The organism is Lysobacter sp. BMK333-48F3 (assembly GCF_019733395.1).
Lineage (GTDB): Bacteria > Pseudomonadota > Gammaproteobacteria > Xanthomonadales > Xanthomonadaceae > Lysobacter.
On the sequence record NZ_JAIHOO010000001.1, the window covers coordinates 4,196,847 to 4,219,262 of the forward strand.

At 69.6% G+C, this 22,416-nt stretch carries 21 protein-coding genes; 7 read left to right on the forward strand and 14 right to left on the reverse strand.

Translation table 11 applies throughout. The features are described 5' to 3' along the window. The first annotated feature begins 99 nt into the window (after window positions 1-99). A complete protein-coding gene (locus tag K4L06_RS18080; protein ID WP_221672716.1) occupies window positions 100-1,269 on the forward strand; it encodes an MBL fold metallo-hydrolase in 1,170 nt (389 codons plus the stop codon). Next, window positions 1,266-1,514 (forward strand): hypothetical protein, encoded by a 249-nt coding sequence (locus K4L06_RS18085; protein WP_221672717.1) that lies wholly within the window; start codon window positions 1,266-1,268, stop codon window positions 1,512-1,514. Before K4L06_RS18080 ends, K4L06_RS18085 begins: the two co-directional genes overlap by 4 nt. Here the strand turns inward: K4L06_RS18085 and K4L06_RS18090 are convergent. The 3 genes from K4L06_RS18090 to K4L06_RS18100 all read right to left on the reverse strand — a co-directional run bounded on the left by K4L06_RS18090 (window position 1,511) and on the right by K4L06_RS18100 (window position 6,193). Next, window positions 1,511-1,828, reverse strand: coding sequence for a hypothetical protein (locus K4L06_RS18090; protein WP_221672718.1), 318 nt, complete (start codon window positions 1,826-1,828; stop codon window positions 1,511-1,513). The two genes, K4L06_RS18085 and K4L06_RS18090, sit on opposite strands and share 4 nt — an antisense overlap. Window positions 1,829-2,006: 178 nt before the next feature. Further along, window positions 2,007-5,090: an efflux RND transporter permease subunit gene (locus K4L06_RS18095; protein ID WP_221672719.1), complete on the reverse strand. Its 3,084-nt coding sequence runs from the start codon at window positions 5,088-5,090 to the stop codon at window positions 2,007-2,009. Beyond that, on the reverse strand, window positions 5,087-6,193 hold the full coding sequence (locus K4L06_RS18100; protein WP_221672720.1) for an efflux RND transporter periplasmic adaptor subunit: 1,107 nt from the start codon (window positions 6,191-6,193) through the stop codon (window positions 5,087-5,089). The genes K4L06_RS18095 and K4L06_RS18100 overlap by 4 nt, the downstream gene beginning before the upstream one ends. A gap of 491 nt (window positions 6,194-6,684) precedes the next feature. Here K4L06_RS18100 and K4L06_RS18105 point away from each other — a divergent pair, with 491 nt between their 5' ends. Further along, complete coding sequence (locus K4L06_RS18105) at window positions 6,685-7,071, forward strand: RidA family protein (protein WP_221672721.1); 387 nt, start codon at window positions 6,685-6,687, stop codon at window positions 7,069-7,071. Window positions 7,072-7,175: 104 nt separating this feature from the next. On the opposite strand, the gene K4L06_RS18110 is transcribed toward K4L06_RS18105, so the two are convergent. Next, window positions 7,176-8,108: an alpha/beta hydrolase gene (locus K4L06_RS18110; RefSeq protein WP_221672722.1), complete on the reverse strand. Its 933-nt coding sequence runs from the start codon at window positions 8,106-8,108 to the stop codon at window positions 7,176-7,178. 371 nt (window positions 8,109-8,479) lie between these two features. Between K4L06_RS18110 and K4L06_RS18115 the strand changes: the two genes are divergently transcribed. Next, window positions 8,480-9,418 carry a hypothetical protein gene (locus K4L06_RS18115; protein WP_221672723.1) on the forward strand — a complete coding sequence of 313 codons (939 nt, stop codon included), beginning with the start codon at window positions 8,480-8,482 and terminating at the stop codon, window positions 9,416-9,418. Between the two features lie 158 nt (window positions 9,419-9,576). Here K4L06_RS18115 and K4L06_RS18120 read toward each other — a convergent pair whose 3' ends face one another. Continuing rightward, window positions 9,577-10,437, reverse strand: coding sequence for a methyltransferase domain-containing protein (locus K4L06_RS18120; RefSeq protein WP_221672724.1), 861 nt, complete (start codon window positions 10,435-10,437; stop codon window positions 9,577-9,579). 168 nt (window positions 10,438-10,605) lie between these two features. Between K4L06_RS18120 and K4L06_RS18125 the strand changes: the two genes are divergently transcribed. Together K4L06_RS18125 and K4L06_RS18130 are read left to right on the forward strand one after the other, a co-directional pair. Continuing rightward, window positions 10,606-10,992 (forward strand): DUF4124 domain-containing protein, encoded by a 387-nt coding sequence (locus tag K4L06_RS18125; RefSeq protein ID WP_221672725.1) that lies wholly within the window; start codon window positions 10,606-10,608, stop codon window positions 10,990-10,992. A gap of 685 nt (window positions 10,993-11,677) precedes the next feature. Continuing rightward, complete coding sequence (locus K4L06_RS18130; protein ID WP_221672726.1) at window positions 11,678-11,956, forward strand: hypothetical protein; 279 nt, start codon at window positions 11,678-11,680, stop codon at window positions 11,954-11,956. Between the two features lie 155 nt (window positions 11,957-12,111). On the opposite strand, the gene K4L06_RS18135 is transcribed toward K4L06_RS18130, so the two are convergent. Beyond that, on the reverse strand, window positions 12,112-12,393 hold the full coding sequence (locus K4L06_RS18135; RefSeq protein WP_221672727.1) for a hypothetical protein: 282 nt from the start codon (window positions 12,391-12,393) through the stop codon (window positions 12,112-12,114). Window positions 12,394-12,522: 129 nt separating this feature from the next. After that, window positions 12,523-12,834, reverse strand: coding sequence for a hypothetical protein (locus K4L06_RS18140; RefSeq protein ID WP_221672728.1), 312 nt, complete (start codon window positions 12,832-12,834; stop codon window positions 12,523-12,525). A 189-nt stretch (window positions 12,835-13,023) separates the two neighbouring features. Between K4L06_RS18140 and K4L06_RS18145 the strand changes: the two genes are divergently transcribed. Continuing rightward, window positions 13,024-14,610: an alkaline phosphatase D family protein gene (locus K4L06_RS18145; protein ID WP_221672729.1), complete on the forward strand. Its 1,587-nt coding sequence runs from the start codon at window positions 13,024-13,026 to the stop codon at window positions 14,608-14,610. Window positions 14,611-14,756: 146 nt separating this feature from the next. Here K4L06_RS18145 and K4L06_RS18150 read toward each other — a convergent pair whose 3' ends face one another. The 7 genes from K4L06_RS18150 to K4L06_RS18180 form a co-directional block, all read right to left on the reverse strand. Continuing rightward, window positions 14,757-15,257 (reverse strand): pyridoxamine 5'-phosphate oxidase family protein, encoded by a 501-nt coding sequence (locus K4L06_RS18150; protein ID WP_221672730.1) that lies wholly within the window; start codon window positions 15,255-15,257, stop codon window positions 14,757-14,759. 185 nt (window positions 15,258-15,442) lie between these two features. Further along, the gene (locus K4L06_RS18155) at window positions 15,443-16,249 is read right to left on the reverse strand and encodes a 2,3-dihydro-2,3-dihydroxybenzoate dehydrogenase (RefSeq protein WP_255595217.1); all 807 of its coding nucleotides are present in this window, start codon (window positions 16,247-16,249) and stop codon (window positions 15,443-15,445) included. Further along, a complete protein-coding gene (locus K4L06_RS18160; RefSeq protein ID WP_221672731.1) occupies window positions 16,246-17,073 on the reverse strand; it encodes a siderophore-interacting protein in 828 nt (275 codons plus the stop codon). The genes K4L06_RS18155 and K4L06_RS18160 overlap by 4 nt, the downstream gene beginning before the upstream one ends. Then, complete coding sequence (locus K4L06_RS18165) at window positions 17,070-18,392, reverse strand: condensation domain-containing protein (RefSeq protein WP_221672732.1); 1,323 nt, start codon at window positions 18,390-18,392, stop codon at window positions 17,070-17,072. The genes K4L06_RS18160 and K4L06_RS18165 overlap by 4 nt, the downstream gene beginning before the upstream one ends. Then, window positions 18,392-19,270, reverse strand: coding sequence for an isochorismatase (locus K4L06_RS18170; RefSeq protein ID WP_221672733.1), 879 nt, complete (start codon window positions 19,268-19,270; stop codon window positions 18,392-18,394). The genes K4L06_RS18165 and K4L06_RS18170 overlap by 1 nt, the downstream gene beginning before the upstream one ends. Continuing rightward, a complete protein-coding gene (locus K4L06_RS18175) occupies window positions 19,267-21,030 on the reverse strand; it encodes a (2,3-dihydroxybenzoyl)adenylate synthase (RefSeq protein WP_221672734.1) in 1,764 nt (587 codons plus the stop codon). Before K4L06_RS18175 ends, K4L06_RS18170 begins: the two co-directional genes overlap by 4 nt. Next, window positions 21,027-22,283: an isochorismate synthase gene (locus tag K4L06_RS18180; protein ID WP_221672735.1), complete on the reverse strand. Its 1,257-nt coding sequence runs from the start codon at window positions 22,281-22,283 to the stop codon at window positions 21,027-21,029. Before K4L06_RS18180 ends, K4L06_RS18175 begins: the two co-directional genes overlap by 4 nt. Between the last annotated feature and the right edge of the window lie 133 nt (window positions 22,284-22,416).

Here is a 22,416-nt window from a genome sequence, read left to right on the forward strand (position 1 = left end):
GGGGAGTGGCCATGGGCAAAAGATTACACCGACGGGTTTACTTTCTCAAAAACTACACTACACTGGGCAGTGTAATTTTCTGGGTGTCCCGTTCGTCCCATGCCCCGAGCCATCCGCCTTCGCCGCTTCAGCCTGATCACCGGAGCCTTGATCGTGAGCGCCTGCCTGTTCTCCTCCGTCCGCACCCACCCGCCCCTGGGGCACTACGCCGACTCTCCGCAATTCGCCGGCGGGCGCTTCCGCAACCCGCTGCCGCGCCCGGCGCTTGGCTTCTGGAAGACCCTGCGCCTGATCCGCGACTCGCTGTGGAACAAGCCCGCCGACGCAGTCCCGGCGGTGGCGCCGCCGGTGCTGGCGCTGACCGCGCAGCAACTGGCCCAGGCGCCCGACCACAGCCTGTTCCGGCTCGGCCATTCGACCCTGCTGGTCAAGCTGCGCGGCGGCTGGTGGATCACCGACCCGGTGTTCGCCGAACGCGCCTCGCCGGTGCAATGGGCCGGGCCCAAGCGCTTCCACGCACCGCCGATCGCGCTGGACGAATTGCCGCCGCTGCGCGGCGTGATCCTGTCGCACGATCACTTCGACCATCTCGACGCGTCCACCGTGCGTCGTCTCGCCGACACCGCCGGGGTGTTTCTCGCCCCGCTGGGCGTGGGCGATCGCCTGATCGCCTGGGGCGTCGACCCGGCCAAGGTGCGCCAGTTCGACTGGTGGCAGGGCACGACCATCGACGGGGTGCGGTTCATCGCCACGCCGGCGCAGCACTTTTCCGGGCGCGGCCTGTTCGATGGCGACAAGACCTTGTGGGCGTCGTGGACCATCCTCGACGAGCCCGACTCCGATCGGGCGCCGGGCGGGGCTTCGCTGCGGCTGTTCTTCAGCGGCGACACCGGCTACTTCGACGGCTTCAAGGAGATCGGCCGCCGTTACGGGCCGTTCGACGTGACGATGCTGGAAACCGGCGCCTACGACGCCAACTGGCCGTTCGTGCACATGCAGCCGGAGCAGACCGTGCAGGCCCACCTCGACCTGCGCGGGCGCTGGCTGCTGCCGATCCATAACGGCACTTTCGATCTGGCGATGCATCCGTGGACCGAGCCCTTCGAGCGGGTGGCCGCGCTCGCGGCGGAGCAGGGCGTCGCCCTGACCACGCCGCGCATGGGCGAACGCCTCGATCTGCGCGCCCCGCAGGCGATGACGCCGTGGTGGCGCGATGCCGGCGAGCCCATAGCCGCCGAGGCCGCGGTCCAGCGCACGGTCGCCCTGTGAGGCTGCGCCTGCGCGAACGGCTGGACGCCCAGGCCCGGCGCGGGATCACCGCCGCGCTGTTGCGCGCCGATCTCGGCAGCCGGGTCAACTTCGAACCCGACCTGGAACAGGACGCGCAGATCGTGCGGGTCGAAAACTGGCTGAGCGTGGCCGAAACGGTCGACGCCATCGCCCGCAGCGGTTATGCGGTGGCGGCGGTGATCGACGCCAGCAACGACGCTCCGCGTTCGGCCCGCGCGGGCTAGGGCGAGGCGCGGCCTTCTTGCCGGTCGACGAAGAAGTTGTAGATCGGGCCGAACATCAGGGCGATGTACCAGCCGACGGCGTAGCTCTTGACCAGCCCGAGCAGGACCGCGGACCAGGTCAGCAGTTCGAAGTCCGGCATCGCTGCGGCCAGGACCGAGCGCGCGGCCGGCCAGTCCGGAACGAACAGGTGGGCGACCACGCACAGCCCGAACGAGGCCGACAGAAACAGGCTCAGCGCCATGCCCAGCGCTCCGACCGGCAGGCGCGCCGTCGACCCGGCACGGTCGGGTCTGGAAGCGGAAGTGGCGTTCATCGGCGTGCTCCTTTGCAGCCACGCTTACTACAACACCGGCCGGGCCGGCCCGCGTTGACCTGGATCAAGGCCGCCGGCCCGGCTGAGGCCGGACCGGCGTGTCCAGAACCGGTGTGTCCAGAATCGGCGGACCGGGTCGGGCCGGCCCATTGCTGCACGCCGCGAGACGGAACCGCCGTCAGGCCGACGGCGGGTGCTGCTGGGCCGGGTGCGAGGAGTGGTGGCGGAAGCGTTTGGTCAGCCACTCGCCGAGGTCGTCGACCACGGTGAACGCCGCCGGGATCACGATCAGGCTGAGCAGGGTCGAGGTGATCAGGCCGCCGATCACCGCGATCGCCATCGGCGCGCGGAAACTCGAGTCGCCGGAGAAGCCCAGCGCGATCGGCAGCATGCCCGCGCCCATCGCCAGGGTGGTCATGACGATCGGCTGGGCGCGCTTGCGGCAGGCGTCGACCAGCGCGTCGTGCTGGCTCAGCCCGTGCTCGTCCTCGGCGATCACCGCGTAGTCGACCAGCAGGATCGAGTTCTTGGTGGCGATGCCGATCAGCATCAGCAGGCCGATCAATGCCGGCAGCGACAGCATGTTCTGGGTCAGCAGCAAAGCGCCGAACGCGCCGCCGGCGCACAGCGGCACCGCGGTCAGGATGGTCAGCGGCATCAGCGCGTGGTTGAACAGCAGCAACAGCACCATGTAGATGCAGATCAGGCCCGCCGCCATCGCCAGCAGGAAGCCGACGAACAGCTCGACGAAGACCTCGGCGTCGCCGGTGTTGAGGAAGCTCACCCCCGGCGGCAACTGCTGGACGCTGGGCAACTGCTGCACTGTTTCCATGACCTCGCCCAGCGGCCGGCCGTTGAGTTCGGCGGTCAGGGTGACGTTGCGCTGGCGCTGGTAGCGCGAGATCTGCGACGGGCCGCTGCCCAGGCGCACCTCGGCCACCGCCGCCAGCGGCACCGGGCCGTAACGGCCGGGCACGCGCAACTGGCCGATCAGCGCCGGGTTGGCCAGGGTGGTTTCGGCGAAGCCGACCCGGATCGGAATCTGCCGGTCGGGCAGGTTGAGCTTGGCCAGGCGCTGCTCGTAGTCGCCGGCGGTGGCGATGCGCGCGGCCTCGGCGATGTCGGCGGTGGCGACGCCCAGGTCGGCGGCGCGGGCCGGGTTCGGCACGATCTGGATCTCCGGGCGCAGCAGCGAGGCCGAGGAGGTGATGCTGCCCAGGCCGGGGATGCCGCGCAGGTCGCGTTCCAGCGCGATCGAGGCCTCCTGCAGATGCTGCGGGTCGTCGCCGGACAGCACCAGCTGCAGCAGGTTGCCCGGTTCGGAGCTGACGTAGCTAACCCGCACCCCGGGCAGGTCGGCCAGGCGCTCGCGCGCGTCGCGCTCGAGCGCGCGTTGGTCGCGCTCGCGATCGTCGGCCACGCCCCAGTCCAGCACCAGGGTGGCCTTGCGCACGTCGGCCACGCCGGTGGTCGACGGGTCGCCCAGGTCGAGCACGCTGCCGATCGCGGTGTAGACCTGCTTGAGCTCGGGGATGTCCTTGAGCAGCAGGCGCGCGCGCTCGGCCAGCGCTTCGGTCTCCTCCAGGCGCGTGCCCGGCGGCAGTTCCAGGCTGAGGTTGCTGCGGCCCAGGTCGGACTGCGGGATGAAGGTGGCCGGGATCAGCGGCACCAGCGCCAGCGAGGCGACGAACAGGCCGGTGGCGATCCACAGCGTGCGCGCGCGATGGCGCAGCGCCGCGTCGACCCAGCCCAGGTACCAGCGCATCAACCGCGAATCGGCGGGCTCCTCGCCATGCGGCTTGAGCAGGTAGGCGGCCATCATCGGGGTCAGCAGGCGCGCCACCAACAGCGAGAACAACACCGCCGTGGCCGCGGTCCAGCCGAACTCGCGGAAGAACTTGCCGGCGATGCCGGGCATGAACGCCACCGGCACGAATACCGCGGCCAGGGTCAGCGAGGTCGCGATCACCGCGTTGCCGATTTCGCCGGCCGCCTCGCGTGCGGCCTCGATCGGCGGCTTGCCCATGCGCAGGTGGCGGACGATGTTCTCGATCTCGACGATCGCGTCGTCGACCAGGATGCCCACCACCACCGACAGCGCCAGCAGGGTGATCAGGTTGAGGGTGAAGCCGAACCAGTACATCACCGCGAAGGTCGGAATGATCGACAGCGGCAAGGCCAGCGCCGAGACCCAGGTCGCGCGCCAGTTGCGCAGGAACGCGAACACCACCAGCAGGGCCAGCAGCGCGCCTTCCCACAGCATGGTCATCGACGAGTCGTAGGAGCGGTGGGTCTCGTCGATGGCGGTGGTGACCAGGCGGAAATCGATGCCCGGATGCTGGGCCTTCAGTTGGTCCAGCGCCTTGTGCACGCCGGCCTCGACCTCGACCTCGCTGGAACCGCGGGTGCGCGACATCGAGAACGCGACCACGTCGCGGCCGTCCAGCAAGGCCGCCTCATTGGGGTCGGCCGCGGCATCGCTGACCTTGGCCAGCGCCGACAGCCGCACCGAACGCCCGTCGGGCAGGCTGATCGAATAGTCGCGCAGCGCCTGGGCGTTGCCGACCGTGCCCAGGGTGCGGATGGTCTGCTGGGCGCCGTCCAGTTCGGCCTTGCCGCCGGCGCGCTCGACCTGGATCGCCGCCAGCTGGTGCGACACCGCACCGGCGGTGACGCCATAGGCGAGCAGGGCGTTCGGGTCCAGGTCGACCCGCACCTGGCGCTGCACGCCGCCGACCCGGGTGACCCGGGCCACGCCGGGCACGCCGTACACCGCCCGGGTGACCTCGCGGTCGACGAACCAGCTGGCCTCGTCGGCGCTCATCTGCGGCGCGACCAGGGCATAGGTCATCAGCGAGCCGCCGATGTCGACCTTGGAAATCACCGGCTCCTGGATGTCCTGCGGCAGGTCGGTGCGGATCCGGGTGACCGCGTCGCGGGTATCGTCCAGCGCGGTCGCCAGGTCGGCCTCCAGGAAGAACTCGATCTGGGTCGTGCTGACGCCCTCGCTGACGGTCGACATCACCCGCTTGACGTTGGTCACCGTGGCGACCGAATCCTCGATCTTGCGCGTGACCTCGGCTTCCAACTGGCTCGGCGACGCGCCCGGCTGGGTCACCGTCACCGTGGTCATCGGAAAGGCGATGTCCGGGAAGCGCGCGACCGGCAACTGGTGGAAGCCCCACAGCCCGGCCACGCACAGCACGAAGAACACCATCACCGCCGGCAATGGCCGGCGGATCGCCCATGCGGAGAAATTCATGGCGTCGCGCTCTCCTTGGTCGTCGCCGTTGCCGCGACCACGCGCACCCGATCGCCGTCGCCGAGGAAGCCGGCGCCCTGCGCGACCACGCGCTCGCCGTCCTTCAATCCCTGGACGATCTCGACCATGCCCTGCGCGGTCTGGCCGGTGCGCACCCGCCGGCGCTGCACCGATTGCGCGTCCTTGAGGGTGAACACGTAACTGTGGCCGTCGCGCTGCACCACCGCGGCGCTGGGCACCATCAGGGCGCGGCCGTCGCCGGTGACGATGCGGCCTTCCAGGTACACGCCTTGCTTCAGCGCCCCGGGCTCGGGCAGGTCGGCGTAGACGGTGCCGGTGCGGGTCTGGCCGTCGACGCCCGGGCTGACCGCGCGGATCCGACCGGCGATGGCCTGGCCGGCGTGCGTCAGTTCGACCGTGTTGCCGACCGCGACCAGCGACAGCTGATCCTCGGGCAGTTCGGCGCGCCACTCCAGGCGCCCGTCGCGGATCAAACGCAACAATTCGTTGCCGGCCGCCACTACCTGGCCGGGTTGGACCAGGCGCTTGGAGATCACCCCGTCGGCCGGCGCGCGCAGCTCGGCGAAGTCGCGCCGCAACCGGGCCGCGTCGCGCCCGGCCCGTGCGGTCGCGGCCTGCGCCTCGGCCTGCACCCGGGTGGCGTGCAGTTCGTCCAGATTGCCGGCGCTGATCAACTGCTGCGTGGCCAGCTTGGCGCCGCGCTCGTAGCTGACCTGGGCCAGCGACAGCGAAGCCTGTGCCTGGCGCAGCGAGGCCTCGGCCTGGGCCAGTTCGCTGTCCAGGGTGCGGTGGTCCAGGGTCAGCAGCACCTGACCCTTGAGCACGCTCTGGCCGACGTCGACGTTGAGCGCGGTCACCCGCTGGCCGCTGAGCTCCACGCCCAGCTGCATTTCCTCGAACGCCGACACCGGCCCGGACACCAGCACGCTGCGCGCCAGCGGCCGCAGCTGCGCCGGCGCCAGCGACACCGGCAAGCCGGCCGAGGTTTTAGCCGCGGCTTCGTCTTCCTTGGCGCCTCCGCACGCCGCCAGGGACAAACCGAGCAGAACAGGGACTAGCCAACGCCGGGGGCGTGCACGCATGGGGATTCCGTAAGGGCAGGGGAAACGGGGGCGCGCGGCAGCGCAGCCTTCGTCGTGCGGACCGGTCGGCGGCTGCGATCTCTGCGCGCATCGCGACCAACGTAGGCAGACGAGTTTAAGAAGGGATTAACGAGGCGCCCGGCCGGCCCGCGGCGCGAACGATACGGCTGCGGCGAGTCGGTGGGGAAGGGAGCGGGGGAGTCGGCGGGCGTTCCGGCCAGCGGCGCGAGAGCGCAGTGACGACAGGATGGCGGCATGGCCGCAACGGCGCGGGCTCCCGAATCAACGAGCCGGATGCGCCTCGCCTCGGGGCGCCTTGCTTCGGCTTGCCGCCGTTCCACGGCAGGGAGCCCTCTCCCTGGATGCGCCATTGCGCCACTTTCGTTGCTCGATCTCGGTAATGATAGGCGAAATCCGGCGAGGCGCCAGTTGCTCTCGAACCCGCCGTCGCGGCGCGGCCGCGTCCCGACCCTTTTGTCCAGGAACCTGCGATGCCACTGATCGCCCACGATCCCCCGGAACTGTTTCCGCCCTACCGCGGCTATGTCCACGCCATGGAAGTGGCGGGCGGCACGCGGCTGCTGTTCATCAGCGGCCTCAACGCCTTCGAGGCCGACGGCAGCACCATGCCCGAGTCGTTCGAGGACCAGGCGCAACTGATCTGGAAACATATCAAGACCATCCTCGCCGCCGCCGGACTGGGCATCGACAACCTGGTATCGCTGCGTACCTATCTGGCCGACCCCAAGTTCGACCAGGCCAACGCCCGCATTCGCGCCGAACAACTGGGATCGCATCGGGTCTCCTCGACGGTGGTCTGCTGCACGCTGCTGGAACCGAACTGGAAGCTGGAAGTGGAGGCGGTGGCGGCGGGTTGAAGCCGGCCAACGCGCATCGCCGCCGCCGGTCCTCTGGCCGGAGAACGCCGGCGGGCGAGACCGCCCGCGATCGTTCGCCGCGTATGTTGCGGCACAGCGCCGGGTTATGAGCGCTGCCGCGCCGGCCCTGCGTCCTTATGTCGCGGAAGCGACTCCAGGAAACCGCGCGTCAGCGCCACCGCGCGATCCAGATGGGTTTCCAGCAGCCAGTGCCCGCCGTCGTCGAACAGATGCAACTGCGCCTGCGGCAGGTCGCGCAGGTAAGCCCGCGCCGCGGCCTCCGGCATATAGCCGTCGCGCGGTCCCCACAGGATCAGGGTCGGCGGCGCCTGCTCGCGCAGATACGCCTGGTAGCGCGGGAACCATTCCAGGTTCTCCTTCAAGCCTTCCATCAGTGCCACCGCGATATCGGCGCGTGCGGGCGTGGTCAGCGCCCAATGCAGGGTCCATAGATCGGGACTCATCCGCGGCTCGAGATCGGCGACGACCCCGTTGAGGAATTCGTCGCGATAGCCTTGCTCGCTGACCGCATCGGTCAGCGCCTTGCCGGTCGCGTCGGTCGGATGCGCGAAATGACGCAGCAAGCCTTGGTACTGGGGCCCGAGCGTATCGGCGTAGATGTCGCCGTTCTGCACGATCAGGCCGGCGACCTTGTCCGGCGCCTGGATCGCCAGGCGCAAGCCGATTTGCGAGCCGTAGTCGTGCAGATAGAGCACGTAGCGCTGCAGTCCGAGCCGCTCGGCGAACGCGGCCAGGAAGCGGGCATAGCCGGCGAAGCCGTAATCGAAATCGTCCGGCGTGTCGCTGTAGCCGAAACCGGGGAAATCCGGCGCGATCAGCCGCCAGCGATCGGCCAGCGCCGGCATGAAGTTGCGGAACTCGAACGAGGAGCAGGGATAGCCGTGCGGCAACAACAGCACGGGGGCGTCGGCCGGGCCGGCCTCGCGGTAGAAGGCCTCGCAACCGTCGACGACGATGCGGCGATGGCGGACGGCGTCGCTGCTGCGTGGTATCGGCGATGCGATCGGCGCGTTCATGCGTTGGCTCCGGTCCTGGCGGGCTTGGGTCCATTTACCCGGTGGCGTTGTTGTTCGCGCGTGAGCGCTGCGCCGGCGCCGTACACGCTGCGCTTACCTTTCGCGGCCAATCCGGTCGGCAACCCGCGCGACCGCCGTGATTCGGCAGTCATCGGATTCGCGACGCTTGCGCTGCCTCCCAATCCTGGGGAATACCCTAGGTGCAATTCGCCTCGCGCCGCTGTTAGCGTGTGACGAACGACCGAATTCACGGGGCCGACATGAGCACCATCTCCGGATCGGGCGGCTATCTGCCTCCAACCGGCGTCCCGGCCGATGCGTCGAGCGGCCCGGGCCTGCCGACTGGCGCCGTGCCCACGAACGCCGGCCCCGTGCCGACCGCTGAGACGATCGAGCACCTGCATCAGGGCGAGGGCTCGCCCTGGACCGCGCAAGGGCTCGGTTACGACCAGGCCGAGAACGCGTTCTTCACTACTTACTATCGCGACGATCCGTCGGACACGATCAGCATCGATCCAGGCAACAACGGCACTCAGATCGAGATTGCCAATCCGCAGGACGCCTTGCCGAACGTGCGGCTGTCGGTACAGGATCGCGCCAGCGGCGGCGAACTGCGCGACGTCTATCTCGCCGGTCTCGACGGCAGAGCCGAGTTGAGCAAGGGCGGCGGGGTCGCCGTGGCCGGCGACTTCGTCTACGTGGCCGATACCAGCCAGGTATATGTGTATCGCCGCAGCGACATCTACAACGCCACCCCGGGCGAGATCGTTGAGGCGGTGCACGTCAACCAGGTCGAGGAGGGATCGGCCAGCTACATCAACATCCACGACGGCAAGGCCTATGTGGGGCGCTGGGTCGAGAACCACCCCTGGCGCAGCGCCGGCGACGGCGACCCCGAGGCCCACGTCTACCGGATCGACCCGCAAACCGGCCGTTTCGTCGACGATAGCGGCGGCTATCGTTACGACAGCGATCCGCGCGAGACCTCCGCCGACCCCTTGGCCACCATCGAGACTCCCTACAACGTCCAGGGCATCGCGGTAGACGACGACGGCATCGTATTCAGCGCCAGCTTCGGCGACTTTGGCCCGGCCCCCAGCGACCTGATCTGGCAGAACTGGTCCGATCCGTCCCGCTACGAGCTGAGCGAAGAGCAGCACGAGTACGACGTGCCCGACTACAACGAGGGTATCCAGATCGTCGAAGGCGACATATTCGTAGCCACGGAAGAGGGCGCCGACAAGTACGACGGCGAGGGCGGGCTGAACGAGATCCGTCGCTACGACCTGGACGAGGTCAAAGACGACTGAGTGATGGTTCGCGGCGCGTCAGCGGGTAACGAGTCGCTTGCCAGGGCAACGATAGGCCGGGTGAAGTGGGGTCGGCCTGGTGCGCTGGCATGGGAGGGTTGTCGAGTCGAGTAGGGCGCTACGCCGCACGCCGCCGAGGTGCGCGCGCCGTGCCGGTGTCATCCGCGTCCCGTCGCACAGACCGTCAGATTCGGAATCCGCACGCCGCCGTCGGCGGTCGCGTAAGGCTGCAGACACTCGCCCAGCCTGCGGTCGAACTCCATCCGCTGCGCGAGCGGCTGGTCGCCCAGCAAGGCCGAGAATTCCGGCGACACATCGATCAGATAGCGGCCGCAGTCTTCGGCCGACGAGAACTCCAGCGCCATGGCCATTTCTTCGCTGCGCACCTCGCTGAAGCCGGCGCGAGCGAACAGATCTTGCAACTCCTCGTTCGCGGATCGATGCGAAGCAGGAGCTTGCGGCGCAGGCGAGGGCAGTCCGAACAGTTCCCGCGCCACCGTCGCCGCCAGGTCGGCCATGGGGCGCCCCTCCGGCCCGGATTGCCAGACCGCAGTGACGAACCGACCGCCGGGTACCAGAAAACGCCGGATCGCGACCAAAGCCTGGAACGGATCGGGCAGGGACGTGACGCCCCAGCGGCAAAGCGCAGCATCGAAGCGAGCGTCGGCGAAACCCGCCTCGACCGCATCGGCCTCGACGAACTGCACGTTCGCCAGCCCTAGTTCCCGGGCCCTGTCCCGAGCGATATCGAGCATCGCCGGCGAGAGATCCGTCGCCACGACCCGTCCCGATGGCCCGACCCGGCTCGCGGCCATCAGCGCCGGCTCGCCGATGCCGGTGCCGATGTCCAATACCCGTTGTCCGGGCTCGATCCTGGCCAAGGCCAACATGCGCCGGCTCACGCCTTGCGCGCCGTTCTCGATGGTCGGCCACCACTTGGCCCAACCGGCGGCGACACTGTCCCATTGACGGCGTTGCTCGTGTCGACGGCGCGCGGGATCGTTGGACGGGAGGCTCACGAATACGCTCTCTTTTTCCCTTGTAGGCTACCGCCAGCATGGTTTTGGCCGGTTTCACCGGGTTTAACACGTCGTACTTGAGGGCCGGCCTGCAGGCATACGGAGATCTTCCGGGCTATCTTGTCCATACAGGGAGAATCCATCGTGAAGACAAGGATTTGGGCGGTCATGCTGTTGTTGCCGTCGATAGCCGGCGCGCAAATGGTTTACAAATGCGTAGGCAAGGGCGGGGCGATTTCGTACCAAAGCGAATCTTGTGCGGGCGGCAAGACTGCCAAGTCCTGGTCGGCCACACCCGAAGCGCCTCCTACGAACGAAGAGTTGTGGAGGCAGCATCGAGCCAAGAAGAAGGCCGAGGCCGACTCGCGCTACCTGTCCCGGCTCGCCGGCCGATCTCGGTCGGGCGCGGCCACCGGAGCAGCCGTCACCTCGGGCTCGTCGGGCAGCAGCCAGTGCGAACACATGAAGCGGATGCGCGACGCCAACGTTGATAACAATACCGGCTACGACGGCCGGCGAAACTGGGCGGACCAGGTTTACAACGCCTGCAAATGAGAGCTCTTGTTCGCGGACAGCGCCGCACAGGATCGTACCGGCCTGCGCTTCACCGGCCTGGTGACGGTGGACACCTGGACGGCTGGTGCATAGCAAGGAGCTGCAACCACAGACGGCCCCGGCGGCGTATCGCCGGTTCCAGGCGGTGCTGAATCGCCCCTTAGACCAGCGCAGGGGACGAGTCGTAACGGTGACCTCCTGTCGGTGTGAATACCGCCAGGAGAGCACGCAGGAGCCGCATCAGCCGCAACCAGATGCCTCGTCTATGATTTCGCATAATGCATATTATGTTATAGAAAAGTACGGCTTACCCAGCCCCCAAGCCCCCAGCCTTGGCATCCTTCGCTGCTTCGCCAGGCTCTTACCATCTGGAAACTCCCCCTTGAACCAGTTCCTCGCCAACGCCGCCACCAGGTTTTGCGGCGCTGTACGAGCGCTCCCGTCACACCAAATCTAGGCGGCAACGGTTAGCTCGCACTGTCGCCGCTTCGCCCGATTGGTTTGTACGCTCGGCGTGCCTGGACATTCGTCGATCCTGATCGCCTCGTCCAGGCGGTGGCCATGGCTTGTTGCCAGTTCGCCTGGTTCGACCGGCTGGCGGCGGGTCTCACGTGGCGAATTCTGCGCCCCTGGGGCTGCCGCAGCGGCTCAGAATTCAAGCTCAGGCGGGTTGGCCGAGGCATCCATGACGGTCGTCGCTCGCGGCACCGTCGGTGGATTCCGAATTCATGCAACCGGCCGGGACCTGCGCGGACAGACAGACGCCAGCGCTCGTTCGCGGCTCACGATCGGAGGAAATCGCCGTGAGACGCCGCTGCCGAACCGCAGCAGTACGGGCGGCTCGGATGCGGGCGCCGAGGGCGCATTCTGGCCCGCTCTGGGCGGCGCTTTGGCGCAGATCTCGACTTCCGTGGCGCGTCACTTATTCGTCTATCCGTTGGCCGATTCGTATCGCCGCCGTTGAGGCACGGCGCTGCGACGGTTGCAGCAGGACGCTACGCCGGCTTCCAAACATCGAACTTCGCATAACGCACTTCTGTCTGCGACCTCATAGATCCCGGCACCGCTGATAACGCCCTTCGCGGTCGCGCAACTGCTCCCAGCCGTTGTCGAGCCGCTTCATGCCGAGTGCGCCGGCAGGCCGATCACGCTCGGCGACGGGTGCGGCCGGCCGAGGCCGCGCGCCAGCACCATCGAGGCGTTGTAGTCGGTGCTCTCGCAGACCTGGCGCAGCCAGGGTTGTGCCGGGTGGTGTTCGGTTAGGCGCTTGCAATCCACCGGTTGATAGCTGGCCGCGACGCTGCGCGGCGGCGCCGGCGGGCGCGGTTTCGGTTTCGAGACATGCAATTGCGCCATCGCCAGCGTCGGCCACAAGGCCACGATCAAGATCGAAGTCCGCATCCCTGCCCCCTCAGGCATCGCAGTCGAATCTATGGGTTCATCGCATGTTTCGGTCTGCCGACTTTCGGCCTGTCGACCTCTGCAGCCGTCGCGGCGTCGAACCGGATCGGCCGCTCGCGGTCGCCGGCTTCAGCGGCATTCGGCCTTGCCCGGCTGGATCTGGAATTTCTGCGGACCCGGCATGGTCGACTTCTCGTAGATCACCTTGACCAGCACCGAGCAGGCCTGCGAGGACACGCGGTAGCCGCCCTGGGCGCGCTCGATGCGTTCGATCGGCGCCTGCTTCAATGCCTCGGCCACTTCTTTGCTGCCGGTTACGGCCTGGATTTCGCGGCTGCTCTGCCAGAACGGCGGCAACGCGGCCAAGGCCGGCACGGCCATGGCCGACAACGCGGTGGCGATCGCGATGCGATGGATGCGATGAATGGCCCTGCTGCGCATGCCCTACTCCGCCGGGCGTCGTCGCGCGCCCTGTGCGCCGATCCTACCGCGCTTGCGCATTATCGCGCCGTCGTCGCGCGCTCCAAGATGAGCACTCGGTCGCATTCGGTCTCGCGCGGCGCAACGAGGCTGCCACATCGGACCGATACGGTGACGCTTCCCCCTGCTCTCACGTGCCGAGCCGCCGCCATGCACGATCGCGACGATACCGCCCTGCCCCGCCGCCGTTTTCTCGGCCAAAGCGCCGCCGCCCTCGGGCTGGGCGCCGCCCGGCTGGCCTTGCCTGCGCTCGCCGCGCCGGCGGTGATCGCCTCGGAGACGGCGCGCCCGCGCCTGGATTACGGCATTCAGTTCGGCGATGTCGGCGCTCACGGCACGACGGTCTGGGCGCGCAGCGACCGCACCTCGCGGATGTGGGTCGAGATCGACCGCGACGAGCGCTTCCGCCGCCCGCTGCGCCTGTGCGGGCCTTGGGCCACGCCCGCCAGCGACTTCACCGCGCGCCTGGATCTGCCGCTGCGGCCCGACGGCCAGCCGCGTCATGTCCGGGTCGCGTTCGAGGATGCCGACAGCGGCTTGCGCAGCGCCTGGAGCCAGGGCCGCCTGCGCGCGGCGCCGGACCGCTCGCGGCCGGTGCGCTTCGTCTGGGGCGGCGACGTCGCCGGCCAGGGCTGGGGCATCAATCCCGAGATCGGCGGCATGCGCATCTTCGAGGCCATGCGCCAGCGCGACCCGGATTTCTTCCTGCATTCCGGCGACAGCGTCTACGCCGACGGCCCGATCGCCGCCGAGCAGGCCGCCGAAGATGGCCGGATCTGGCGCAACCTGGTCGCCGAAGGCGTGCATAAGGTCGCCGAGAGCCTGGACGAGTACCGCGGCCGCTACCGCTACAATCTGCGCGACGCGCACCTGCGCCGGTTCGCCGCGCAGGTGCCGCAGCTGTGGCAGTGGGACGACCACGAAGTGGTCAACAACTGGTCGCCGGGCAAGGACCTGGAAGCCGATCCGCGCTATGCGGTGAAGGACATCGACCTGCTGGTGCGGCGGGCGCGCCAGGCGTTTCTCGAGTATTCGCCGCAACGCCGGCTGCGCGACGCGGCAGCGACGCGGATCGACCGGGTGGTGCATTACGGGCCGCTGCTGGATGTGTTCATGCTCGACATGCGCAGCTACCGCGGCGCCAACACCCACAACCTGCAAGCCGCGGCCGATGCCGATACCGCCTTCCTCGGTCGCCGTCAGCTGCGCGAACTGATCCATAACCTGCGCCGTTCGCGCGCCACCTGGAAGATCGTCGCCGCCGACATGCCGCTGGGCCTGCAAGTGCCCGACGGCACCGACGCCGCCGGCCGCAAGCGTTGGGAAGCGGTCGCCAATGCCGACCCGGGCCTGCCGCGCGGGCGCGAGCTGGAGTTCGCCGAGCTGCTGCGGGCGATCCGCGACGTGCCGAACGTGGTCTGGCTGACCGCCGACGTGCATTACTGCGCCGCGCATTACTACGACCCGCACCGCGCCGCGTTCCAGGATTTCGCCCCGTTCTGGGAGTTCGTCGCCGGGCCGCTCAATGCCGGCTCGTTCGGGCCCAATGCGCTGGATGCGACTTTCGGCCCGCAGGTGGTGTTCCAGAAGGCGCCGCCGCATGCCAACGCCTCGCCGCTGGCCGGCTACCAGTTCTTCGGCGAGGTCAATATCGATCCGCTGACGCGCGAGTTGCGGGTGGATCTGCGCGATCTCGACGGGCGCAGCGTGTATGCCAAGAGCTTGCCGGCGGTTTGATCGCCGCGGCGGCGAAAGAGTGCCGGCGTCTCCTGGGTAGGAGCGACGCGAGTCGCGACCGCGGGGGCGCAGTTCGCGACGCGGCGATCGGGAAGCCGCGCGATCGCGGCTCGCGCCGCTCCTACCCCTGAAGCGACTTTCAGCGATCAGTGCTTGAGGTCGAGCTTGGCGGTCTTGTCGCGGTAGCTGCGCTTGGGGTCGGCGCCGAGCAGCAGTTTGACTCCGGCCAGCAGGCTGTTCTCGTTAAGCCAGACTTCGGCCTGGTCCGGGTCCAGCCGCAGCAGGGCGAGCTTGGGGTCGTCCTTGCCGCCCTCGTACCAGGCGGCGATGAAAGGATTCCACAGGCGTTCGATCACCGTACGGTCGAGCTGGGAGCGCAATTGACCGGTCACGGTCGCGAACACTTCGTGGTCTTTCGAGGTCAAGGTCATCGTCGCGGCGGCCGCGCCGCTGCCCAAGGCCTCGACCAGACCGTTGTCGGTCGCGGTAAAGAACCAGATCGGCCCGTGCTCGTGCTCGTACAGGGCGGTCATCGGCCGCGGCAGGCCCGGGCCTTCGGCGCTGTCTTCCAGGCCCAGCATCACGGTGCGGTCGGACTGCAGCGCCTTCCAGAATTTCTGTTCCAGCTCTTGCGGGGTGTGGGACATGAGGGTTCTCCTGCGTCGAGATCGAGGCGTCGAGGCTTGAGTCGGCGGATCCACTGCCGGCGCGGCTCTCGCGCCACTCCCAAAGGGTGAGGACAGCCTCGCGGTTGCGGCGTTAAGCGCGCACAGCGGCAGCGTGAAGAAATCCGGATTCACGCCGCGGCGACGACTCGTCTCGCCGGGAGCGTTCAGGCGTCCAGGGTCGCGCCGCCGTCGATGCGAAGATCGTGCAGGGTGATGTGGCGGGCGCGATCGGACAGCAGGAAGCAGATCGCTTCGGCGATGTCGTCGGGATCGGCGATGCGGCGCAGCGGAATGCCGAGCCGATAGCGCGCCGGCACGCCGTCGAGGATCTCGCGCCGCGCGCTTTCGTCGCCGGCGAAGGCGCGTTGCATTGCGGTGTCGGTCGAGCCCGGCGAGACGATGTTGCAGCGGATGCCGTGCGGCGCCAGTTCCAGCGCCAGGCAGCGCAGGTACTGGTGGGCGGCGGCCTTGGATGCGGCATACGCGGCCATGCCGACCCGCGGCGCGGCGGCGGCATTGGAGCCGACCGCGACGATGCTGCCGCGGCCGCGTTCGCGCATGCGCCGGGCGACCGCGCGGGTGGTCGCGAACACCGCGCGCGCATTGACCGCCATGCACGCGTCCCAGTCCTCGAAATCGAGATCGAGGCTGGCGCCGACGCGCAGGATGCCGGCGACATGGGCCAGGTGCTCGATCGAACCGCGTTCGCATTCGATCGCCGCCACCGCGGCCTCGACCGCGCCGGCATCGGTCAGATCCAATGCGGTCGCGGCGACCTCGGCGCCGGCCTCGCGCAAGGCCGCGGCGGTGGCCGCCAACGCATCGCCATCGCGATCGATCAGCACCAACCGCGCGCCCTGCACCGCCAGCCGCTGTGCGGTGGCGGCGCCGATGCCCTGTGCCGCACCGGTGACCAGGACCAGTCGCCCGGCGAACTCGCCTTCGCTGCGGATCGCCGCGACAGCGCTCATGCCGCCGCCTCGTCGAACGCATCCATGATCCGGTGCCGTTCCTCGTGGTAGCGGTCTTCGTCCCAACTTTCTTTCCAGTACGGAACCGCGTACATCATCGAGCGCGGCACCTCGCGCTCGCGGGCGAGGAAGTCGCGGATCGCCACCACTTGCGCGGTTTCGCCGGCCAGGGTCACCGACCAGGCCTGCTCGGCCGGCCACGGCATCGTCCGCAGGGCCTCCAGCAGCAACCGGCTCGGCGCGGCCGGCGCGCCGTCGCGCGAGAACCAGCGCGCATGCAGGCGCGGATGCGCCGGCAGGTCGAGAATTTCGCCGGCATCGGGCACTTCCAGCAGCGCGTCGACCCGCGCCTGTGCCGGCAATTGCGCGATCACCGCGCACATCAGCGCATAGCTGCTCGGGTCGCCGATCAGCAGGAAACGCTCGGCCTGCGGCTGGAACAGCGGCGGGCCGCCCGGGCCGGCCAGGCCGAGCGGATCGCCGGGGCGCGCGGTCGCCGCCCAGCGCGAGGCCGGGCCGTCGTCGCCGTGCAGGACGATGTCGACGTCGAGTTCGTTGGCCTGCGCGTCCAGGCGCGCCACGGTGTAGGTGCGCACGTGCGGGCGCGGCGCGTCCGCCGGCCACACCGGGCCGCGCTCGCCCAGGCTCGGCAGCGCCGGCGCTTCGCCGGCGACCGCGGGGAACAGCAGCTTGATGTGGGCGCCCTCGCTGCCGAGCGGAAACCCGGCCAGCTCGGCGCCGGCCAGGGTGATCCGGCGCATCTGCGGGCTGCGCTGGACGATGCGCGCGACCCGCAGCAGCCGCGGACGCGACGGCGCGCTCATGCGGCCTCCGCGGCGGTATCGCGGCTGCGCTCGATCAGCGTCGCCAGCGTGGCCTGGGGTGCGGCGATGACCGCGTCCAGCAAGCCCAGCAGCGCCACCTGGTGCGCTTCCAGCACCTCAAGCGGATAGGCCTGCGGATTGGCTTCCAGATCCAGGCGCAGTCCGTCGGGCAAGGGCGAAACGGTGATGTCGAGGTCTTCGACCGACCCCACCGATACCGGGTGGGCGCGACTGCGCAGGCCTTCGAAGATGAAACCGCGGTCGAACGGCATCAGGTTCAGCACCGGCCCGTACAACTGCGCATGGCTGTCGGCCAGGCCGAGATCGCCGCGCAGCCATTCGTAGTTGTAGCGCTGGTGCGGGCGCAGGGCGCGCAACTCGGCGGCAACCTCGCGGACCAGGACGTCGAAACCCTGCGCCGGGTCCAGCGCGATCCGCAGCGGTACCACGTTCATCGCCATGCACGGCACGCCCAGCGCGGCGCTGCCGAGCCGGTTCATCACCAACAGGCCGAGCGCGATCTCGCGCGCGCTACTGCGCGCATGCATCCAGGCCGCGATCGCCGCGACCAGCCAACTGGCCCAGTCGGCGCCGACCGCCCGCGCCGCGCCTTGCCAGGCCTGGTACTGCGCCGGCGGCAGCAGGCGCCGCAGCGAATGCGAGCTGTCGTCGGGCGCGCATTTGCGCCCGAGCGTGACCGGCTCGCCGGCGCCGGCGAAGCGCTCGAGCCAGAACGCGCGATCCTCGGCGCAACGCGACGACTGCCGATACGCGGCGTCCTCGGCCACCACCGGCGCCAGCGACCAGTCCCGCGCCGGCGCCGCCGCACGCCCACCGACCGCGGCACTGTACAGCTCGGCGACGCGGTGGATCAGCAGCAGGTAAGCGAAGCCGTCCAGGGCGATGTGGTGCACGCGCAGATACCACAGGTGCCGCTGCGGACCGAGCCGGATCAGCGCGCTGGCGAACAAGGGGCCCTGTCGCAGATCGGCGCGCCGCGCCAGATCGCCGCGCATCCACTCGCGCGCTTCGCTCCAGGGATCGACGGCGTTCGAACAGTCGATCAGCGGCCACTCCACCCCGCGCGCGGGATCCAGGCTCTGAGACAGCCCGTCTTCGCCCTCGCGATAGCGCATATGCAGGGCGTCGCAGGCGCGCAAGGTGTCCAGGACCGCTGCGCGCAAGGCCTGGATATCGAGCTCGCCTTCCAGTTCGACCGCTTCGGCGGTCCACAAGGATGGGCTGTCCGGATCGAGCTGCTGCGCCGCCCACATGCCGTATTGCGGCCCGGTCAGGGCCAAGGACTCCGGTGCGCTCATCAGGCCGCCCGGCGCGAATCGATCAACTGCCACCAGTCGGCGACGCTGGCGCGCTCGGCCAGTTCGACCAGGCCGATCCGTTCGCCGCCGGCCGACCAGCGTTCCAGCAGGCTCATCAGCCGGATCGAATCCAGGCCGATCTCGAACGGATTGTCCTCGCTGCCGACTTCGTCCAGCGGCACTTCGATGATCTGCGCCAGTTCGCTGCGCAACTGCGCCAGGCTGCGCGGCAAGCCCAGGCCTGCGCCCAGGGCGGCCTCGCAGGCGGCGCGGCCGATCACCACGCCGCAGCGGCGCGAGACGTAGTCCAGCGCCATCGCATGCTCCTGGGCGGAAAAATCGGCGACTGCATCGCCGATCAGGAACGGTTGGATGTCGTGCATGAAGGCGTCGGCGACGGTCATCATGCAGCCGATGTGGGCGTAGATGCCGCACACGATCAACTGGTCGCGGCCTTGCGCGCGCATGCGCTCGCGCAGGTCGCTGGAGACGAAGGCGCTGTAGCGCCACTTGGTCAGCACCGTGTCCTGCGGCCGCGGCGCGATTTCGCTCGCGACCGGGGTCAGTTCCGGCTTGGCGGTGATGCCCGGACCCCACCAGGGTTGCAACAGGCCGCGCTGGCTGGCGCTCTGCTCGCCGGGCTGGGCGGTGTAGACCACCGGCACGCCGGCGCCGTCGCAGGCTTCGCGCAGGGCGCGGATGTTGCCGATCAGTTCCGGCACCGGCGCCTGGCCGCGGTCGTAGAAGGCGAGGAAATAGTCCTGCATGTCGTGGATCAGCAGCACCGCCCGCGCCGGGTCCGGACGCCAGTCGACGCGATTGGCGGGCAGGCGTTCGGCGCCCGGCATGGGGTAGCTGGCGATGGTGGGGATGGTCATGTCGGGTCTGCGGTCGCTGAAATGGAAGTCGCTGAGGTGGGCGCCGTCGAAACGGGCGCTGTTGGAATGGGCGCTGTAGAAATGGAGCCGGCCGCCGACGCCGCGGTGGAGCTCGCGTCGGCGGGCTCGAAGCGCGCGCGCAGGGCTTTCTTGTCGATCTTGCCGACCGCGGTGCGCGGCAGTTGCGCCAACACTTCGATCCGGTCGGGCACCTTGTAGGCGGCGACGCCGCGCTCGCGCACGAAGCGCTGCAGCTCGCGCGGCGCCGGCGCCGGCTCGCGCAGCACCACGAAGGCGCAGCTCTTCTCGCCCAGCCAGCGGTCCGGCATCGCCACCAGGGCGGCGTCGAACACCGCCGGATGAGCGAGCAGATGGCTTTCGACCTCTTCCGCGGCGATCTTCTCGCCGCCGCGGTTGACCAGGTCCTTGGCCCGGCCTTCGACCACCAGATGGCCGCTGGGCAGACGCCGCACCCGATCGCCGGTGCGATAGAAGCCGTCGGCGGTGAAGGCGCGTGCGTTGTGCGCCTGCGCCCGGTAGTAGCCGCGGATCGTGTAGGGGCCGCGGGTCAGCAGATGCCCGATCTCGCCCTCGGCCACGTCGACGTCTTCGTCGTCGACGATGCGGATCTCGTCGTCCTCGCTGATCGGGCGCCCTTGGCTGGTCAACGCCAGCTCGGCCGGATCGTCGTCGCGGGTGTAGTTGACCAGCCCTTCGGCCATGCCGAACACCTGCTGCAGGCGGCAACCGAAGGCCTCGGGCACGCGCCGGGCGACATCGCCGGCGAGGTGCGCGCCGCCGATCTGGATCGTGTCCAGGCTGGACAGGTCGTAGCGCCGGCGTGCGCCCGACTCCAGCCAGGCCAGCGCCAGCGCCGGCACCACCGCGGTCAGGCTGACCCGCTCGCGCTGGATCAGTTCGAAACAGGCCTCGGCCTCGGGCCGCCGCGCCAACACCACGCAGCCGCCGGCATCGAACACCCCCAGGGCGCCGGGCGAACTCATCGGGAAGTTGTGCGCCGCCGGCAGCGCGCACAGGTAGACGCAGCGCTCGTCGAGGCCGCAGATCCGGGCGCTGGCGCGGACGCTGTACAGATAATCGTCGTGGGTGCGCGGGATCAGCTTGGGCACGCCGGTGCTACCGCCGGACAGCTGCAGGAAGGCGACCTCGCCCGCATCCGGGCCGTCGGCCGGATCTCCGGTCGGCAGCGGCGCGTCGTACAGCGCATCGAATGCGTGGAATTCCTGCGCCTCGCCGACCACGATCGCCTGCTGCAGGCAGGCGTGCTCGGCCTGCAGTTCGCGCAGCAGGTCGCGGTAGTCGAAGCCGCCGTCGCGGTCGGCGACGATGGCGGCGCGGGCCTGGGCGTGGCCGACGAAGTAGCCGATCTCGGCGCGCCGGTGCGCCGGCAAGGCGAACACCGGCAGCGCGCCGATCCGGAACAGCGCGTAGCAGGCGACGTAGTGTTCGGCCAGGTTCGGCAGCTGCAACACCACCCGGTCGCGCGCCACGATGCCGATCCGGCGCAGGCCGGCGGCGAAAGCGCGCACGCGGCGGTCGAATTCGGCGTAGGTCCAGCGGCGCTCGCCGCAGACCAGCGCGATCCGCTGCGGATGCTGCGCCGCCACTTGCGCCAACCGCGTGTACAGGCCGATCCCGGCCCAGTAACCGCGCTCGCGATAACGCCGGGCGAAGTCCGCCGGCCACGGCACGAAGCCGTCCAGATGCGCGTCCCCCTGCGCCTGCGCCGCTACGCTCATGCCTCGCCCTCCCCCGCCTCCACGGCATGCGCCAGGCCCATCGCGCCGAGCATGGTGCCGAGCTTGGCGCTGGTTTCGGTCAGCTCGGCCTCGGGTTCCGAGCCGGCGACGATGCCGGCTCCGGCGAACACGGTCGCCTGCTGTTCCTCGACCAGGGCGCACCGGATCGTCACCGCCCATTCGCCGTCGCCGTCGGCGTCGCACCAGCCGACCAGGCCGGTGAACAGGCCGCGGTCGTAGCCTTCCAGTTCGCGGATCGCGTCGCGCGCGAGCTGGGTCGGCGCGCCGCACACCGCCGGGGTCGGATGCAAGGCCAGGGCCAGGCGCAGCGAACTGGTGGCCGGATCTTTCAGCACGCCGTCGACGCGGGTCGACAGATGCCACATGGTCGGCGTCGCCAGCAGCGACGGCGTCGCCGGCACCTGCAACTCGCGACAGTACGGGGCCAGGCTGGCGGCCACCGCCTCGACCACCAAGGCATGCTCGTGCAGGTCCTTGGCCGATTCGAGCAGGCCGCGGGCGCGGCGCGCATCCTCGTCGGGATCGGCGACGCGCGGGATCGAGCCGGCCAGCGGATTGGAGACGATGCGCGCACCGCGCTTGGCCAGCAGCAGTTCCGGGCTGGAGCCGATCAGGCAGGCCGGCGCGCCCTGCACCGCGGCCAGGTCCATGGCGAAGGTGTAGGCCGAGGGCGCACGCGCCAGCAGTTGCGACAACAGCTGCGGAACGTCGACCCGCGCGCCGATGCGCAGGCTGCGCGACATCACCACCTTACGCAGTCCGCCGTCGCGGATCTGCGCCAGCGAGCGTTCGACGTTGCGCTTGAACTGGGCCGGCGCCGGCACCGACTCGATCGCCGGCCTGGGCCGTTCGTTGCCGGGCACCGCGCTCAACGCCGCGCCGCGATGGCGTGCGCGGCCGGCGGCGAACACCGCCTGACTCGGCAGCCACAGGCACGCGCCCTGGCCGCGGTCGAACGGCACTGCGCCGAGCAGCGGCAGCCGGCCGTGTTCGAGCGCGGTCTGCGCGAGCAAGCGCTCGGCCGCGCCGGCCAGGTCGTCGTCGATCGCCCGGGTCAGCGGCGCCAACAGCCCGCGCGCATGCCATTGCTGATGCGAGGAAGAGAACAGCGAGTCGTGCGGCTGATAGCCCGACAACAGCGGCGAGGCGGCGCCGGCGATCGCGAGCGCTGCGACGGCGGCGGTGTCGTTGCCGGTGTCTTGGCGCGCCAGTCCATTGGCGTCGCCGATCATGGCGCGCCTCCGCACGTATCGGCGACAGGGCATGACGCGCACGGCTGCGACAGCGCGCACGAACGAAGACGGGCTGGCGCGTCGATCGCGCCGCGAGTGGATTTCACGGAAGCACCTGCAAGCTCTGGGGGAT